Annotated in this window: 15 protein-coding genes; 12 read left to right on the top strand and 3 right to left on the bottom strand. The window is 60.5% G+C overall.

From position 1 onward, the window contains the following. Positions 1-19 precede the first annotated feature (19 nt). The 3 genes from AC0Z2B_RS15940 to AC0Z2B_RS15950 all read right to left on the bottom strand — a co-directional run bounded on the left by AC0Z2B_RS15940 (position 20) and on the right by AC0Z2B_RS15950 (position 5,547). Positions 20-2,548, bottom strand: a complete 2,529-nt coding sequence (locus AC0Z2B_RS15940) for an ATP-binding protein (RefSeq protein ID WP_476297905.1) — start codon at positions 2,546-2,548, stop codon at positions 20-22. A 130-nt stretch (positions 2,549-2,678) separates the two neighbouring features. Next, positions 2,679-3,818 carry a glutathione-independent formaldehyde dehydrogenase gene (locus AC0Z2B_RS15945; protein WP_476298071.1) on the bottom strand — a complete coding sequence of 380 codons (1,140 nt, stop codon included), beginning with the start codon at positions 3,816-3,818 and terminating at the stop codon, positions 2,679-2,681. A gap of 142 nt (positions 3,819-3,960) precedes the next feature. Continuing rightward, positions 3,961-5,547, bottom strand: coding sequence for a sensor domain-containing diguanylate cyclase (locus AC0Z2B_RS15950; protein WP_476298073.1), 1,587 nt, complete (start codon positions 5,545-5,547; stop codon positions 3,961-3,963). Positions 5,548-5,751: 204 nt separating this feature from the next. On the opposite strand from AC0Z2B_RS15950, the gene AC0Z2B_RS15955 reads away from it, so the two are divergent. The 12 genes from AC0Z2B_RS15955 (at position 5,752) to AC0Z2B_RS16010 (ending at position 15,989) form a co-directional block, all read left to right on the top strand. Beyond that, entirely contained in the window at positions 5,752-6,651 is a 900-nt protein-coding gene (locus AC0Z2B_RS15955) for an SDR family oxidoreductase (RefSeq protein WP_476297907.1), read from the top strand. A 63-nt stretch (positions 6,652-6,714) separates the two neighbouring features. After that, positions 6,715-7,512, top strand: a complete 798-nt coding sequence (locus tag AC0Z2B_RS15960; RefSeq protein ID WP_476297909.1) for an SDR family NAD(P)-dependent oxidoreductase — start codon at positions 6,715-6,717, stop codon at positions 7,510-7,512. 45 nt (positions 7,513-7,557) lie between these two features. Next, positions 7,558-8,097, top strand: coding sequence for a GAF domain-containing protein (locus AC0Z2B_RS15965; protein WP_475503288.1), 540 nt, complete (start codon positions 7,558-7,560; stop codon positions 8,095-8,097). 534 nt (positions 8,098-8,631) lie between these two features. Next, a complete protein-coding gene (locus AC0Z2B_RS15970) occupies positions 8,632-9,447 on the top strand; it encodes a hypothetical protein (protein WP_476297911.1) in 816 nt (271 codons plus the stop codon). Positions 9,448-9,566: 119 nt separating this feature from the next. After that, complete coding sequence (locus AC0Z2B_RS15975; protein WP_476297913.1) at positions 9,567-9,779, top strand: AlpA family transcriptional regulator; 213 nt, start codon at positions 9,567-9,569, stop codon at positions 9,777-9,779. Positions 9,780-9,783: 4 nt separating this feature from the next. Beyond that, on the top strand, positions 9,784-10,638 hold the full coding sequence (locus tag AC0Z2B_RS15980; RefSeq protein ID WP_476297915.1) for a ParA family protein: 855 nt from the start codon (positions 9,784-9,786) through the stop codon (positions 10,636-10,638). A gap of 60 nt (positions 10,639-10,698) precedes the next feature. Further along, a complete protein-coding gene (locus AC0Z2B_RS15985; RefSeq protein ID WP_476297916.1) occupies positions 10,699-12,264 on the top strand; it encodes a ParB family protein in 1,566 nt (521 codons plus the stop codon). 16 nt (positions 12,265-12,280) lie between these two features. Next, a complete protein-coding gene (locus AC0Z2B_RS15990) occupies positions 12,281-12,832 on the top strand; it encodes a DUF2857 domain-containing protein (RefSeq protein WP_476297918.1) in 552 nt (183 codons plus the stop codon). After that, positions 12,826-14,034, top strand: a complete 1,209-nt coding sequence (locus AC0Z2B_RS15995) for an STY4528 family pathogenicity island replication protein (protein WP_476297920.1) — start codon at positions 12,826-12,828, stop codon at positions 14,032-14,034. Before AC0Z2B_RS15990 ends, AC0Z2B_RS15995 begins: the two co-directional genes overlap by 7 nt. A gap of 253 nt (positions 14,035-14,287) precedes the next feature. Then, complete coding sequence (locus tag AC0Z2B_RS16000) at positions 14,288-15,049, top strand: PFL_4669 family integrating conjugative element protein (RefSeq protein WP_475503294.1); 762 nt, start codon at positions 14,288-14,290, stop codon at positions 15,047-15,049. Further along, entirely contained in the window at positions 15,046-15,555 is a 510-nt protein-coding gene (locus tag AC0Z2B_RS16005) for a DUF3158 family protein (protein ID WP_475503295.1), read from the top strand. The genes AC0Z2B_RS16000 and AC0Z2B_RS16005 overlap by 4 nt, the downstream gene beginning before the upstream one ends. Then, a complete protein-coding gene (locus tag AC0Z2B_RS16010; RefSeq protein WP_476297923.1) occupies positions 15,552-15,989 on the top strand; it encodes a single-stranded DNA-binding protein in 438 nt (145 codons plus the stop codon). The genes AC0Z2B_RS16005 and AC0Z2B_RS16010 overlap by 4 nt, the downstream gene beginning before the upstream one ends. The last annotated feature ends 6 nt before the right edge of the window (positions 15,990-15,995 follow it).

The following is a 15,995-nucleotide window of genomic DNA, read 5'->3' on the forward strand; positions in this document are numbered from 1 at the left end:
GCCTGCTGTTTGCCTGAGTTCAGCACGCATCCATCAGGCTTTTGATCCGCACGGCCAGCGCCTCCACCGAAAACGGCTTGGTCATGATGTGCATATTTGCGTCCAGATCGCCGCTACCAATCACGGCTTGCTCGGCGTATCCAGTAATGAACAGCACCTTGAGCTGCGGCCGGATCACTCGGCCAGCGTCCGCCATTTGCCGGCCGTTCATGTTACCCGGCAAGCCGACATCAGACACCAGCAGATCGATCCGGGCACTGGACTCAAGCACCCGCAGCCCGGAGGGCCCGTCGGCAGCCTCAATCGCGTGATATCCCAGTTCCTCCAGTATTTCCATCACCAACACGCGGACACTGGGTTCATCATCGACCACCAGCACCGTCTCGCCCTCCCCGGCCTTGGGCATCGCGGGAACTCGTGAAGGTTCGACGGCAGCGTCCTCTCCCCTATGCCGCGGCAGGTACAAGCTTACGGTCGAGCCCTGACCTACCTGCGAATCGATTTTCGCCTGGCCACCCGATTGACGAATAAAGCCATAAATCATCGACAGGCCAAGGCCGGTGCCCATGCCGATAGGCTTTGTGGTGTAGAACGGCTCGAATGCCTTGGCGACCACGTCTGGCGGCATGCCGGTGCCCGTGTCGCACACCGACAACGACACGTAATCGCCCTGAGGCAGGTCCAAGGCCGCTGCGCAGCGGGCGTCTAGCGTGCACGTACCCGCATCAACGGTCAGCCTGCCGCCATCGGGCATGGCATCCCGGGCGTTGATGCACAGGTTCAACAGAGCGTTTTCAAGCTGGTTGGCGTCCACGTATACCGGCCAGACATCATTGGCCGTCCGCATCCGGGTTTCGATGGACGGCCCGACCGTTCTGGCGATGAGTTCCTTCATGCCGTCCACCAAACGCCCCACATGGGTCGCCTTGGGGTCAAGCGTCTGGCGGCGCGAAAAAGCCAGGAGCCGATGGGTCAGGGACGCAGCCCTACGCGCAGCGCCCTGGGCGGCCGACAGATACTTGTCCAGCTCGGTGATGCGACCCTGGGCGATACGGTTCTGCATCATCTCCAGGCTGCCGGATATGCCTGTGAGCAGGTTGTTGAAGTCGTGAGCGATGCCGCCCGTCAACTGGCCGACCGCCTCCATTTTTTGCGCCTGGCGCAACTGCGCTTCTGAATGCAGCAGCGCCTCTGTTCGATGCAAGACAGTCTGCTCAAGCGAAGCATTGAGATTGCGCAACTCCTCCTCGGCCCGTTTACGCGCGACCGCGCTGTTGGTGCGTTCCAAAATATCGCGGGCAAACCGCGATTCCGACTCGCTCCACGTATGCTCTGCGCGCGTGAAAATCAGCAGCGAGGCAATCGCGCGGCCTTTCTCCAGAATCGGGATATTCATCACCGCCAAGGGCGCATCGCCCTTCCAGGCTCGGGTCCTGGGGTCTCGTCCAAGGTCGTCAACGGCGAACCATTGCGTGCAAGGCAGCATCGCGATGAGCGCGGGCTCGAGCAGTTCGGTGCCCGACGCCGCGACCCGCGAAGCGCTACCGCGGTCATCCAACGCCAGGTAATACGCCCCCTCGACATTCAGCGCCCTGACCACTGCGGTGGTGGCGGCGTTCGCCATGGCCGCGTCGGTACTGAGCTCGCGCAGATGATCCCCTAACTCCAGCAGCGCACTGCGGCGCGCCGTCGAGATGTAGAACTCGGTGACGTCCTGCAGAATGATCGTGAACCTGTCACCACTCAGCGGGTGGATCCGACCCTCGTACCAGCGACGGACATTGCCCACCTGGTGGTTGAACGCGATAGACTCACCGAGCGCGACGGCCTCTGCCGGCCCACTGATCCAGAAGGTCTCCACGGATGGAAATACCTGCCGGACTGTTTTTCCCTTGGTGCTCGCAGGATCGATGCCCACCTTGTCGCCCCAGGCGCGATTGACATCGAGGTAGCGCCAGTCCACGGCCCGGCCTTCGGCGTCGCGGATCAACTCGCCCAGCACCAAGCCATCATTGAGGTTCTCGAATATGCCTCGCCAGTATGCCTCGCTTTTCCGCAAAGCCTCTTGGGCCTGACGCTGGGCGCTGATGTCACTGAACAGCAGGGCAACCAGTTCGCCATCGTTGCCCACGGCCGAGGCCCGCACGTCGTACCAGCGATTCAGGGCTTCGGCACGCTGTTCGAAACGGGCGGCCTTGCCGCTTTTGGCAATCTCGCCGTAGATATCGAACCAGTGCTGCTCATGATCAGGCGCCAGTTCACGCATCCACTTGCCGCAGGCGTCTTGCAGGCCCGTATGCGATTGGAAAGCGCGATTGGTCTCGATGAATTGGTAATCTGCAGGCGTTCCGTTTTCGTCGAAGCGCATACGGATGATACAGAACCCTTCATCAATGGAGTCCAGCAGGCGCTGATAGCGACGCTGGCTGGCCTTTAGCGCCTGCGCGCCGGGTTGCTGATCGGTAGCAAGCCGATGCTCAGCTTCAGCCAATTGCTGCGTGAGCCTGGCAATCTCGGCTTGAAGACGGTGGATCTCGCTGGTACTCATGAAGCGCCCCGGACTGCAATGCTGAAAGGCACCACGATGGTGGCACCTTGGCATAGGAACGCAGGCCAGTGGGCAAGTTCGACTCTCCAGGACCTCATTCACCTGACTGCAACCGGTCAGCCCGGGATCGTTACGCCCCAGGTTTGAGCACCACCTTAGTCCAGCCTTCGTCACGCGCATCAAAATGCTGGTAAGCATCAGGGCCATCGGTAAGCTTTAGCCGATGAGAGATGATCTGCGAAGGGGTGGCCCGTCCGTGGTGGATAAGGGCCGCGAGTCGGCGGTTGTAGGCTTTGACGTTGGCCTGCCCGGTACGAATCTGCTGCCCTTTGAACCAGAAGGCGCCAAAGTCAAAGGCCATCTTGCCTTCTTTAGCCAACTCGTTTTTCGCCCCCGGGTCCTGTGGCACGAATACCCCGACCACACCGATACCGCCCGTGGCCTTGGTCGATGCCACCAGGTTGTTCATGGTCAGGTGGTTGGCCTCGTGGCCGTGCCGATCGCAACACTGGTAACCCACACACTCGCACCCGCGATCCGTGCCTCTGCCATCGGTCAGGTGGAGAATCTGGTCCACGGCCTCTTGTTCGAGGGAATGAATGGGCGTGGCACCCAATTGTGCCGCAAGCCGCAAACGGTCCGGGTGATTGTCGACCACAAACACTTGGGACGCGCCTTTGATCATTGCCGAATGAGCCGCCATCAAGCCCACCGGCCCGGCGCCGTAAATGGCGATGCTTTCACCAGGTTGCAAGCCGGCCAGTTCGGTAGCATGCCAACCGGTGGGGAAGATGTCCGACAGCATCACGTAATCGTCTTCACGCTCCTGGGCGTCCTCCGGCAGTACCAGGCAATTGAAGTCTGCGAAGGGCACACGGAGCAATTCCGCCTGCCCGCCCTGGTAGGGTCCCATCTCGGCGAAGCCATAAGCGGCGCCTGCGCTGCCCGGGTTGGCGGTCAAACAGAAGCCGGTCAGGCCCTTCTCGCAATTTTCACAGAATCCACAGCCGATGTTGAAGGGCAGACAGACCCTGTCACCCACCTTGATTCGCTCTACCGCAGCACCGACTTCGATGACCTCCCCCAGGTTCTCATGCCCAAATACTCGCCCGGATTCGAACGAGGTACGCCCTTCGTACATATGCAAGTCGGAACCACAAATATTGGTAGTGGTCACGCGAACCAGCACGTCGGTGGCCTTCTCAATCCTGGCGTCGGGCACGGTTTGAATGCTCACATCGCGCGGTCCGTTATAGACGATTGCTTTCATGGTGATCTCCGGTGCTTGGCTGGCGAGTTCGCTGACCATGCAGTATCAGTCCCGGCACACCTCACCATCGTTCAAGTAATCAGCACCAGCGCAGACGAGTGGTGCCAACCCCGCACATCCCCGGACTCCCTGAGGTGATCACCTACACCTTTGAAGGCGTCAGTGCCTCATGGCCGACTTCGCAGCACCATTGATCCCTGCCTTGACGCTTGGCCATGTACAGGCAGGCATCAGCGGCAGCGATCATACTGGCGGGGCTCGCGAACTCAAGCGCCGGCCTGCGGCAGCAAACACCGGCGCTGGCAGTGACCTGTTGTTGCGGGTGATCCAAGTGTTCTATCCCCAGCGTGCGGATGGCCTGAAGGATCTGCTCGGCGATCGCGCAGGCGCCTGCCAGGTCGGTGTCAGGCAGTAACACCGTGAACTCTTCACCGCCAAAACGAGCAGCCATATCGACCGGTCGTTTCAGTGTCGCCTGGATGGTTGCAGCCACCTGCCGCAAGCACGCGTCTCCGGCAGGATGACCATAGCGGTCATTGAATCGCTTGAAGTAATCGACATCCAACATCACCAGGGCGATAGGGGTCTGCTCACGCCTGGCACGCTCGACTTCGCGGGTCAGCGTCAAGTCCAGCTTGCCTCGATTGCCCAGGCCGGTCAGGCTATCGGTCAACGCCATGTCGCGAATCGCCTGATGGGCCAGCCTGATTTCTTTCTCCAAGGCCATGCGGCCGCGTAGCTGATTCAGAACGATGACGCCGAAACCACTTAACCCGGCCAGCAGGATCAACAGCACTGCCGCTGATTTGAACAAATCGTGGCGCCAAGGCCCCACGATGGACTCCAACGACAAACCTGCTTCCACCACCAACGGGTAGGAGGCGAGCGCTCTGTAGGCGTATAGCCGCGGCGTGTTGTCGATTACGGCCATCACCTCGGCAACGCCTTTGTTAGATATGGGCAGGTAACGCTTGAAAATCTCACTTTCCGCCAGACTCAGGTCTGCCGCCGGGGACATGAACGGACGGCGCACCAACACCTCGCCACTGCGCAGTGCCAGCACCAAAGCGCCTTTGTCGTCCAATTGGAAATCACCGTAGTAATCCAGAAAATAGCTGAGCTTGAGCGTACCCAGCAGCACGCCCCCGAACGAGCCATCGGGGTTGTCCAGGCGACGAGATACCGGTATGACCAGCTCGCGAGAGGTCCGGCTTTTCACCAGCTTGCCAATCAAAATATCGCGGCTGGCGTGGGTGCGATGGTAATTGAAGTAATCACGATCCGCGTTGTTAGCGGTTTCGGGGGTAATGTACTGGCTGGTGGCAATCCAATTGCCGGACGGGCCGTAGATGAACAACCCTTGCAGTTGGGGCATCAGCAGCGTTTGCTCCCTTAGCAGGCCTTGGATACGTGGCGTATCGATGCTGCCCAGTCCATCGCCTTCCAAACGCTCACGCAGTCCCGCCGTCACCACATCGACTTCGCGGACGGCGTCCTCGGCATGCTGGGCGGTAGCGCGCGCAAGGTTGCTGACCGAGTCCTGCGCCACAGCATACGCACGGTGATAGTCACGTTCCGCGCGCCAGCCCTCGACACCGATGAAGGTCACGACCACCAGCGCCATGAACGCCATGGTCAAACGAAAGACTTTCGAGTTGCTAGGTCCGCGTGGCAATGCGCCGTCGCCGAGCAGACTTTGCGAAGACTCCATCAGTTTGCGTCCAAGCATGGTCTGTTTTCCTACCGCAGTTCGACGTTTATCCGACAAAAGCATGGGGTGGTCGTTCAGCGCACCTTTCGCCCGCAGACCTCCTGTGCCCACAGCATTGCCGGCCAGAAAAAATGAACGATCCCCTCTCCAGCGCTCTCCACCCTCATGACACGCCCACTGTCACAGGCTAGCAGCCTTGACCATCCACTTGAGGGAAACTCCGTGACCACTGAAAACCAGTACCGCATGCAGGATCCGCTGACCCAGTACCCGGCCCCGCCGTTTCCACAACAACCCCAACCGGCACCGGGCAGTGTGCACGCTCTGCAGCCCAAGGCCGATCATGGTGAAACCAGCTACAAGGGGTTTGGCCGGCTGGCCGGTCGCAAGGCGTTGATTACCGGCGCCGATTCGGGCATCGGACGCGCCACAGCCATTGCCTTTGCGCGTGAGGGCGCCGACATCGTGCTCAGCTACCTGCCGGAAGAGGAGTCAGATGCGCAGGAGGTGGTGGAGCTGATCCAGGCGGAGGGGCGCAAGGCGGTAACGCTGCCCGGCGACCTCAAGGATGAGGCTTTTTGCACCACGCTGATCAGCCAGGCAGTCCAAGCCTTGGGCGGGCTTGATATCCTGGTGAATGTCGCTGGCAAGCAAACCGCCCAAAAAGACATTGCCCAGCTCACCACCGAGCAGTTCGACGCCACCTTCAAGACCAACGTCTACGCATTGTTCTGGCTATGCAAGGCGGCATTGCCTCACTTGCCAGCCGGCGCAACCATCATCAACACCGCGTCGATCCAAGCCCACCAGCCTTCGGAAACGTTGCTAGATTACGCGCCCACCAAATCGTCCATCGTGGCCTTCACCAAAGCCTTGGCCAAGCAGGTCATCAGCAAAGGCATTCGTGTAAACGCCGTAGCCCCCGGGCCGTTCTGGACCCCATTGCAACCCTCCGGCGGCCAACCTCAGGAAAAAATCCGCGAGTTCGGCACGGAAACACCGATGGGGCGACCTGGCCAACCTGCTGAGTGCGCGCCCCTCTATGTGCTGCTGGCGAGCCAAGAGTCAAGCTACATCACCGGCGAGGTGTTCGGCGTCACAGGCGGCAATCCACTGCCCTAACCTGACGCGGCAGGCGTTGCGCCGCGACGCGCTGCCGTCTTTCGAGACAACAGAGAGGTGACTATGGATCTTGGAATCAAGGGGCGCGTCGCGCTGGTCACCGGCGCCGGCGGTGGCATTGGCCGAGCCACTGCCCGACTGCTGAGCGAGGAAGGTGCGCTGCTGGTGCTCACCGATCGCGATAAGCAGGCAGTGCAGTTGCTCTCTGCCGACTTACGAGCAGAAAACCTCGTGGTACCTGCCGATATCACCGACCAGCGAGCCATCGAGCGCGTGGTGGCCCTGGGGGAAGAGCGTTTTGGCAAGATTGATATCGTCGTGCATACCGCAGGCGTCACCGGCGCCAAGGGCGATCCACTGGAGCTCAGCGATGCTGATTACGAGGAAGCCTGGCAGACCGACTTTTTCTCCTCGGTGCGCGTCGCCCGCGCCACTATTCCACGCATGCGCCCGCGCGGATGGGGAAGATTTGTGTGCATCACTTCGGAGAACGCCGCACAACCGTACCATGAGGAGGCGGTGTACAACGTCGCCAAGGCCGCCCTCGCCGCCTTCGTGAAAAACCTGTCCTACCAGGAAGCTAAACACGGTGTATTGTGCAATACGGTAGCCCCGGCTTTCATCGAGACGGGCATGACCAATGCCATGATGCGCCAGCGTGCGCAGGAGCTGGGTGTCTCATTCGAACAGGCCATCGAGAGTTTCCTGCGTCAAGAGCGCCCCGGCATCGTGCAGCAGCGCAGAGGACAGCCCGAAGAGGTGGCGGCCGTCATCGCCTTGCTGGTATCGCAGCGGGCTTCCTTCATCAATGGCAGCAACGTGCGTGTCGATGGCGGTTCGGTACAAGCCGTGCAGCAATGACAACGCCTCTTAAACAGGGGGCCTCTCCAGGGACAGGAACCAGCCATGAGCAATACCCCGTTATCTGTGAGCAACCTGCTGACTGCAGCAGAACGCGCTGCCATTGCGGAAATTGAGGCGACCACCAACATCCTGCGGCTGGTGACCCGCCTGACGACGCTGCGTTTCGCCGGCATCGCCAAGTTCACCGACCGCGAATGGGTGGTGTGTTCGGTCTATGACCCCACCCAGTTCGGCATCGAAGCAGGGGATGCGGTGGATATCGAGACCACTGTGTGCAGCGAGTTCAGAAATAACCCGCATGCGCTGTTCTTGCCGAAGGTGAGTGATGACGAACAGCTCCGCGAACGGCCCATCGTCAAACGCTACGCCATCGAGAGCTACGCGGGAGTGCCGATCATGCTTCCAGACGGCACGCTATTCGGCGCACTGTGCGCCCTGGACACGCGCGCGGCGTTGTTTGACGACCCGGACCTGGTCGAGACGTTGACGCTTTTCGCTCGTCTGGTGGGCTGCATTTTCTACGCCAGCATAGAAAATTTTCAAGAGAGCACTCCAGCGCAGAGAGCTAAGAAGAACGCGTGAATATCCGTTATGGCGATGTTGGTGTCATTCCACCATCCCCTGCCCAGGCACTTCCTATCGTTCAGCAGGTGAAAGCATGCTGGGCACTTCTCATTCCTCCTCCGCGGTTACGTCACTTAGGTGGCGATGGAGGGTGCTGATCGAAGCTTTCATTGACTCAGTCACACACGATCTGTAGCCATCGCGCTGATCAAAATGGACATTTTTCATCAGCGTGCCTGATTGGCGATGTACCGAGTTAACAGTAGGAAGGCGCCACCTCACTCAGTCAATTCAAACGGCCATTTTGTAACGGGATGTTACAAAGCACGATGACAAGCATGCTCACCAGAAGCAAACCAAGCCATTGATAATCCGAAGATTTGGCTGTCTGTCAGCGGTTAGCGTACGAAATCCCCAACCGTAAACCCCTGCATGTATCCACACGGTTACAAAGCGCGCAGAACGAGGATCCAATTTTTTAGTCCAGTGAAGTGAACTCAATGCCAGGGCCCCTTGGATCAGCTCGGGCGAGCTCTCAAGAACCACCCTCATATGCAGTATGCGCGCGAGCCAGGAATGGCGCTTTTTTTCGTTCGCATCAGGGATGACAGCAACAACAATTTGAGGGACGTAACCATGCCCTTTGCCAGAAACTATTACACTCCGGTAGACGTTGCAATCCGGTGGGGCCACTTCACCGTATACGAAAAAGAAATTCTCCATACTGCTTTCGAGCATCCGGAGAAACTACTGTATTACTCGGAGCATTGGCCCACCTTACATGTTTACCTAGAACGTTTATGCGATGCGATCGACTGTCACGAACTTCCCGCCTGGTATCTAGGCCACCCGATTACATTTCCAGCACGGAGTGGCGCATGTACCGTGCAATTAAGGCACTCCGATCTCCGATTTTGGGCTTTGCGATTCTCACCCGAGGACAAACCCGACTTTCTGTTCGATGCAAGCAATGACCACAGCCAATGCATCAGTCTTGGTACCTATTTGGCCCAACAGGCAGCGTTCGATACCTTGAAGCGCGAATTCGACCAGCTCCATGCTGAACACTCAACGCTGCTCGCCGAACTGAGGGCCCAAGGTATAGAGCGCGACATGCTGTCCACCCAGATGGAAACCTTCAAGATGCCCTCCGAATCGACCCTCTATGTGCTGCAAGTGATCATTGGTTCGATGCTTGAGTTGATCGTGGGAAAATCGCCTTCTGGCCAATCGCTGTCGGTGTACAAAACCCAAACGGCATTCGTAGACGCCATAGTCGAACATTACTCGCACCTTCCAGGCATAAGCAAACGTACCCTTGATCGGAAATTTGCGGCTGCCCGACAGCGCTTGGCCCAGGCAGGTTGAGGCTTTCACGTTATTGCCAGGCAATAGGCTCCATTGCCTGGCAATGACATCCATCCGTTCTGGTTATTGAATGAGTGTCACATCCCACCACGCGCCAAACGACGCTAAGGAGTGACATCATGCAATCTACCGTCATCATCGCCTCCGCCGATCGCCACATCATGCGCCGTGACGAGGTCGAACAAAAAACTGGCTTCAAGCGCTCGCACATCTACAACCTGATGAAAGCGGGGATGTTTCCGCAGTGCCGGCGCATTGGCACCCGCGCGGTGGGTTGGGACTCGTTGGAAATCGAGCAGTGGGTGCAAGATCGCCTGTCGATCCGGGACTGAGGCCATGGACGTTCTCTCGCTGATCTCAACCAAGGGCGGCGCGGGCAAGACGACCGTGGCCGCCAACCTGGGTGGTTTGCTGGCCGACGCCGGTCTGCGCGTTCTGCTGTTGGACCTGGACAACCAGCCGACGCTGTCCAGTTACTATGCGCTGCCCCATCCCCGCCCCGCCGGCAGCTACGAGTTGATCGCGCAGAACCTCACCGTGGCCGACCAGATCATCAGCGCCACGGTGATCCCCGGCCTTGATCTGATTGTTTCCAATGATCGTGCTGCTCACCTCAATACTTTGTTGCTGCACGCCGCCGATGGGCGTCTGCGCCTGCGTAACCTGCTGCCAGCCTTTGCCGATAAGTACGACGTGCTGGTCGTGGACACCCAAGGCGCGCGCAGCGTCGTCGTCGAGATGGCCATCCTCGCCTCGGGCTGCGCGTTGTGCCCCTTGCCACCCGAGATGCTCGCGGCGCGAGAGCTGCGCCGCGGCACCTTGGGGCTGTTCGAGGAATTGGAGCCCTATCGGCACCTGGGGGTGTCGCTGCCGCCGGTGAAACTGCTGCTCAACCAGGTCGATTTCAAGCGCCGGGACACGCGCCTGATCATGCAGAGTCTGCAGGCGACCTTCGCGGACGATGTGCACGTCAGCCTCTGCGACACGGTTATTCCCGATCGCGTGGCCTACCTGAATGCCGCCACCTTGGGAATGCCAGTACACCGTGTCGAGCCACATCACGTGCGAGGTAGCCGCGGGTGTCCTGCCGCCCAGGTGATGCACGAACTGGCCTTGGAATTGTTTCCGCAATGGCGCCGTCAACTGATCAGGACTGCAACCGGCTCGGACAGGCGCAAGACTGCTTCCTGAGTACTCTTCAACCACCATGCCGCGTCCGTCCACGGTCGTGGCTTGACCCGGGCTGCCCTCATGAAGACACCGACCTCCGAGGAAATCACCCGCAAGCTGCAGCAGTCCCACTTTCCCAGCACGCCGAGCCTGGAGCAACCGGCAGATCCTGCCTGTGATACACCGATGGTGGTGACACTGGAGCAACTGCGCCCGTATGACCACAATCCTCGGTTCATCCGCAACCCGCTGTACGAGGAGCTTAAAGCGTCCATCAGCGAACGCGGCTTGGACCAGCCGCCGTCGATTACCCGCCGGCCGCACGAACGCCACTTCATCATCAGCAATGGCGGTAACACGCGCTTGAGCATTCTGGGCGAACTGTGGCAGGAAACGCGGGACGAGCGTTTTTTCCGCATTTCCTGCCTGTTCCGGCCGTGGCGATCAGAGACCCATGCCTTGCTGGGCCACCTGGCGGAAAGCGACCTGCATGGCCCGCTGACTTTCATTGAAAGGGCTATGGCAGTGGCAAAGGCCAAGGATATGCTGCAGGAGGGAGGAACAACATTGAGCCAGCGTGAACTGGCGAGCCGCTTACGTAAGGACGGCTACCCGATCACTCAGCCGCACATCAGTCGCATGTTCGACACCTTGGTTCATCTGCTGCCAGCCATTCCCCAAAGGCTGTATGCAGGCCTCGGCAAGCACGCCATCGAACGCGTCATCTCCTTGCGCAGTCGTGCACAGGCCACCTGGAATCGTTTGGCAGCGGACGTGAGTGGCTTTGGACCGCTGTGGTTTGACGTCCTGACCGGATTTGACGAGGCGATTGGGGAACTGGACGTCAGCGAGGTGCAAGACGCCCTCCTCGACAAGATGGCGACCGCGCTGGAGCGCTCACCTCGGCTGTTGGCGCTTGAACTGTTGCAGGACCCGCCGTATGGGGTGAGCGTTCCACAGTTGTCAACATCGCTGCTATCGCCAGAGCCTCTCCCTCAGTCGCTGTCATCATCGGGGTGTCCCGACCTGGAACCTGATCACTCGGCGCAGCACGCTGAACGCAAGGTTGTCACGACACTGGACGGCAATGAAACAACCTTTACCTCGGCAGCTGCCAGGGGGCAACCTGACGTCGATTCGGGAGAGGCCCTTCCCTCTACTACCGCATCCGCGCTACCAGCTCCCCAACACCTTCCGGCCAACAGGCTGGGCTCAGTGAACGCCTTGGCAGAGTTGCCCAACGAACTCACTGACGTCGATCAATTGCGCAACAACTCCTTCGGGCTGGCGGCAGAGCTCGCCGGTTACGCCGACGCTAGGCATTTGGTCGAAGCCTCGGAGACCGGGCTGGGCTTTATTCTCTGTGCTCAACCAGCAGCGTCGCTAAACACCCGGGGCATCGGTATCCAACTGATTTTGGCGGCCTTGCTGCGCCTGCACGATGACGTCAACCAGGAGCAACGCCAGCAGTTACCCGCGGCGCTGTTTGGCCAACTACTGACGGGCGTGTATGACCTGCCCCTTCAGGGGCTCCCGGCTTTGACACAGAAGCTTGAGCGTCTGCCCGATATCCAGTTCGAACAAGCCCTCTTGCTGGTTCGCGCGTCACGACGCTTGATCGAACTAATGCTGTCGCCCGCTCGCTGATAACCGGAGGTGCCCGATGAGTACGACCTTCAATCTGTTGAACCACGCCATGCTCAACCAGGTACTGCATGAGCTGCACCATGGCCGCTTGCAACGCTGCAAGGCATTGGGCCTGGACGACGAGGACATCAAGATACTGCAGTCCTTGCCGCCCACCACCCTCTCCCACCTTGCACATTCGAGCATCTCCTGGGTGGAGATCAAGGTCGATCTCACGGTTCTGCGTCGGCTGATCATCCAGGCCGAACGCGATGAGCAGAACGAACGCCTGATCAACCGCGCCCTTAAGCTGGGTGCCAGTTCCAGCATCATGTACCGCTGTTTTGGCCTGGATCATTCGGAAACCGCATTGCGTCGCCGGGTGCTGCAGATCGAGACGCACCGAGGCCGACCGATTCAGCTTAGCGAAGCTCAGGAGCACGCCCTCTGGAACCGCTGGAGCCAGTTGCGGGCAGACGACCCGGACAATGACCCACTCGATGCGATGATGATGCTGGCTGAGGAGCAGCAAATCAGCCTGACGTTGGTGTGGCAGCAGATCGAGTTGTATGGAGGTACGCCATGCTAAAGTTCTACAGCGTCGACTGGCGTGATGTCGTGCGCCAGTCCAATGAGGTTCTGGAGCGGTTGCAGCATGAGCAGGCGCGGCAGGCCGGCGAGCAGGCGTCCATGCCGGCGGCTGAAGCTGGCGAGCCGGGCTTTGTTTACCACGGCACTGACCCGATGCCACTGGCTTTGTTGCTGGATCGGCGCCTAACCCCGCTGGAGCGCAATACCTGGCAGGTGCTGCGCTGGCTGGTCGGCGAACAGAACCTGCGAGCGCCGCGCTACGAGGACCTGCAGCCCTATCTGGCCACCAGCCCGTGCGGCGCCCAAGCTTCGCGTGAGACCATCGCCCGGGCCTTGAACGTACTGCGGGTCACGCGCTGGCTCACCCTGGTCGAACGGGCGCGGGACGAGCGTGGTTGCCTGCGGGGTTGCGTCTACGAGCTGCACGATGCCCCGCTGGCGCCCGCAGAAGCGATCGGCCGCGATACCGAGTACGTGGCGCTCATCAAGCAAGACCTTGGCCACGCCACCAAAGGCGTGCGCGACGTCGCCCACCATGTGCTCAAGGAACTGCGCGCAGACCCTGCTGTGTCCGATGATGCTCTGCAGGATCTTGAGGTGGCGTGGCCCACCTCACCGCAGCGGGTTCTGGCGCTGGAACCCGGCGCGCCGAAGGATTCCGAACGGACCAGTCCGGACCCCGTTCGGGCCGCGGCGGTCGTGGCTGAGCATCCCGAACCCAGTGGCATCACCCAGGATTCTTTAGTCGTTCGGAATCCAGGCGCGGTGCGTACAGTACAAAAAGAACAAAGCAAAAAAAGTACGGTACTGCCCCCAAGCGCCGGATCGTCGCAATGGCCGGACGGCCTGCAATTGAGCCTGGGGGAGCAGCGCATGGCGGCACAGGCGTTGCACCAGCTCGATCCCAAACAGCGCCAAGCGGTCATCAATGAGGCGTCGGTGCGCTGCGCCCGTGGTGAGATCCGAAAACCCATCGCCTACCTGATGGGATTGATCAAACGCGCCTGTCGGGGTGAGTTCACCCTGTGGGCAGCCCGAGGCGAAGTCACTGGGCCAACGCCGGCCGTGGCGCCTGCTCGAGCTTCGGTGCCTGCGACCGACGCAGCAAAGGCAATGAGCAATCGCAATGCCTCCCCCCTGGCGCTGGCATGCCTGGAAGAGCTGAAGCTGCGTTGTCGGCTCACCAGTGGAACACCTTAGATTCGATGCACATCAAATCGCGTCCAGCCTGTGCTACTGCGGGTGAAGTCGATCTTTGAATTCAGGGCCATGGAAATAGCGGCTCGATGCCCACGACCAACTGCCTGGTACTCACTGGACACCATGCTCACGAAATCGATTCCAGGTAGTTCCGTAGGCTCTCCCAATGTGAGCCCAGCACCTTCGCATTGATGGCTGTCGACCGTTGCCAGACCAACCAAGGTAGGGCCATCTCCACGGCGAGGAACCGGCGATGGTCGACCACTACCAACTCAACCTGGGCTCATTGCGCAGCAGCATCACCCTCACGCTGCACACCCATCACGCCGCCCGCCTGTGGCAGGGGCGTCTGGCCCGCGAAGGTGTGCATGCGATCATGGGCATGGCCGGCTACATCAGCGTCACCAACCTGCTCAAGCAGGCCAGCGGCCAGGATGACCCCTTCGCTGACTGGTTCATGCTGCAGTTGGAAGAAAAACTGCTGCTGGCCAAGACCGACATGCTCGCCCTGAGCGAACAGGTGGAGCGCCTGGAGCGTGACCTGCCGAGCCAAGTCGACATCGGCGATAACCTCAACATCCATCCGGTGACCTTGCCGCTGTTTATCGGCAGCCAGCTTGGGTTTCTTGCGGTCTACCTGCTCACTGATTACGACACCCTGGTGCGGCGGGTGCTCTTGGCCCATCACACGGCACTGATCGGCCGCAGCGACATGGAAATCTGGATAGACCGCGGTGCGCACCTGCTCCGCAGCCTGTTTGGCCTGGCGCAGCGCTACCGTCTGGCCGGCGTCAGCCGCGATGACATGGCGGCGAACAATGCCCGCGCCCGCGATGCCGTGGATAAATTTGGCCTGCCGCCGCAGGACATCCTCGAAGGCCTGCGGCGTTCGCAGTTCGCCCCGCCGACCGTGCGTCATCCCGCTGTCCGTCAGGAGGAGGATCTCGGGGATGAGCCGGCAAGCGAGCCGTTGGTGCCTGAACCAACCGTCCAATCTGAAGGCGGTGCGGCATGACCCTGGCCGAGGCAATCGCCCGTCGCCTGTCAACGGATGCCTATCGGCAGTTCGAACAGGCTGCCTCCCTAAAAGGCCTTTTAAAGCCTTTTAAGGGTAAGGGGGAGCTGCAGAAACTGGCCGATACTGCGCTGCGCCTGGAAACCCAGGTCGCCGAGCTGATGGGCGTGTTGCTGGCGATCGTGGCGCAGCCACCCTTCTCGCTGCTGGACCTGCGGCTGGTGGTGCAGCGCAGCGCGGCCGGCACGAACTTCCTACGCTGGCGCAGCCGTGATTTCAATCGCATGGGCGCGCTGGTGTGGGAGCGGGCGATGGCACAGCCGCACCTGGCGCAGTCGGTGCGCGAGGCGCTGCTGCAGCTTGAGGTCAACCGCATCACCCTGAACCTGCAAATGAGCAGCCTGCATTCGCTGCACCGGCACGCCACGGCGAGCGCGATCAAGCTGGAGGCTGCCGAGACCCTCTTCGATCACTCCCCTCCCCCCACCGTGGAGCAGCAACCATGAGCACTCTGTTTGTCGGCGAAGGCAACATCGGCAGCGCCCCCGAATTCCAAGAGTTCAACACCAACCCCGATGAGCCGCGGCGCCTGCTGCGGCTGAACGTGTATTTCGACAACCCGGTACCGCGCGAAGGCGGCTACGAGGATCGCGGCGGCTACTGGGCGCCGGTTGAACTCTGGCACCGTGATGCCGAGCACTGGAGCACGCTGTTTCAGAAGGGTATGCGCATCCTGGTCGAGGGCCGCACGGTCAAGGACGAGTGGGAGGACAGCGAGGACAACGCGCGGGTGACGTTCAAGGTGGAAGCGCGGCGCATCGGTATCCTGCCACACCGCCTGGCGTCGGTGACTATGCGCGAGAAAGCCAGCGAGCCGGCCAAGGGCGACGGCTCGGCGCGCAAGACTGGCGGCAAGAAAGGCGCGCGCAAAACCGATTGAAGGTGG

This window comes from Pseudomonas sp. GYB4201, from assembly GCF_056312595.1.

Excerpts from the sequence above, each read along its gene's own strand:
- AC0Z2B_RS15940 (WP_476297905.1), bottom strand. The coding sequence starts at position 2,548 with ATGAGTACCAGCGAGATCCACCGTCTTCAAGCCGAGATTGCCAGGCTC.
- AC0Z2B_RS15945 (WP_476298071.1), bottom strand. The coding sequence starts at position 3,818 with ATGAAAGCAATCGTCTATAACGGACCGCGCGATGTGAGCATTCAAACC.
- AC0Z2B_RS15950 (WP_476298073.1), bottom strand. The coding sequence starts at position 5,547 with ATGCTTGGACGCAAACTGATGGAGTCTTCGCAAAGTCTGCTCGGCGAC.
- AC0Z2B_RS15960 (WP_476297909.1), top strand. The coding sequence starts at position 6,715 with ATGGATCTTGGAATCAAGGGGCGCGTCGCGCTGGTCACCGGCGCCGGC.
- AC0Z2B_RS15965 (WP_475503288.1), top strand. The coding sequence starts at position 7,558 with ATGAGCAATACCCCGTTATCTGTGAGCAACCTGCTGACTGCAGCAGAA.
- AC0Z2B_RS15970 (WP_476297911.1), top strand. The coding sequence starts at position 8,632 with ATGCAGTATGCGCGCGAGCCAGGAATGGCGCTTTTTTTCGTTCGCATC.
- AC0Z2B_RS15975 (WP_476297913.1), top strand. The coding sequence starts at position 9,567 with ATGCAATCTACCGTCATCATCGCCTCCGCCGATCGCCACATCATGCGC.
- AC0Z2B_RS15980 (WP_476297915.1), top strand. The coding sequence starts at position 9,784 with ATGGACGTTCTCTCGCTGATCTCAACCAAGGGCGGCGCGGGCAAGACG.
- AC0Z2B_RS15985 (WP_476297916.1), top strand. The coding sequence starts at position 10,699 with ATGAAGACACCGACCTCCGAGGAAATCACCCGCAAGCTGCAGCAGTCC.
- AC0Z2B_RS15990 (WP_476297918.1), top strand. The coding sequence starts at position 12,281 with ATGAGTACGACCTTCAATCTGTTGAACCACGCCATGCTCAACCAGGTA.
- AC0Z2B_RS15995 (WP_476297920.1), top strand. The coding sequence starts at position 12,826 with ATGCTAAAGTTCTACAGCGTCGACTGGCGTGATGTCGTGCGCCAGTCC.
- AC0Z2B_RS16000 (WP_475503294.1), top strand. The coding sequence starts at position 14,288 with ATGGTCGACCACTACCAACTCAACCTGGGCTCATTGCGCAGCAGCATC.
- AC0Z2B_RS16005 (WP_475503295.1), top strand. The coding sequence starts at position 15,046 with ATGACCCTGGCCGAGGCAATCGCCCGTCGCCTGTCAACGGATGCCTAT.
- AC0Z2B_RS16010 (WP_476297923.1), top strand. The coding sequence starts at position 15,552 with ATGAGCACTCTGTTTGTCGGCGAAGGCAACATCGGCAGCGCCCCCGAA.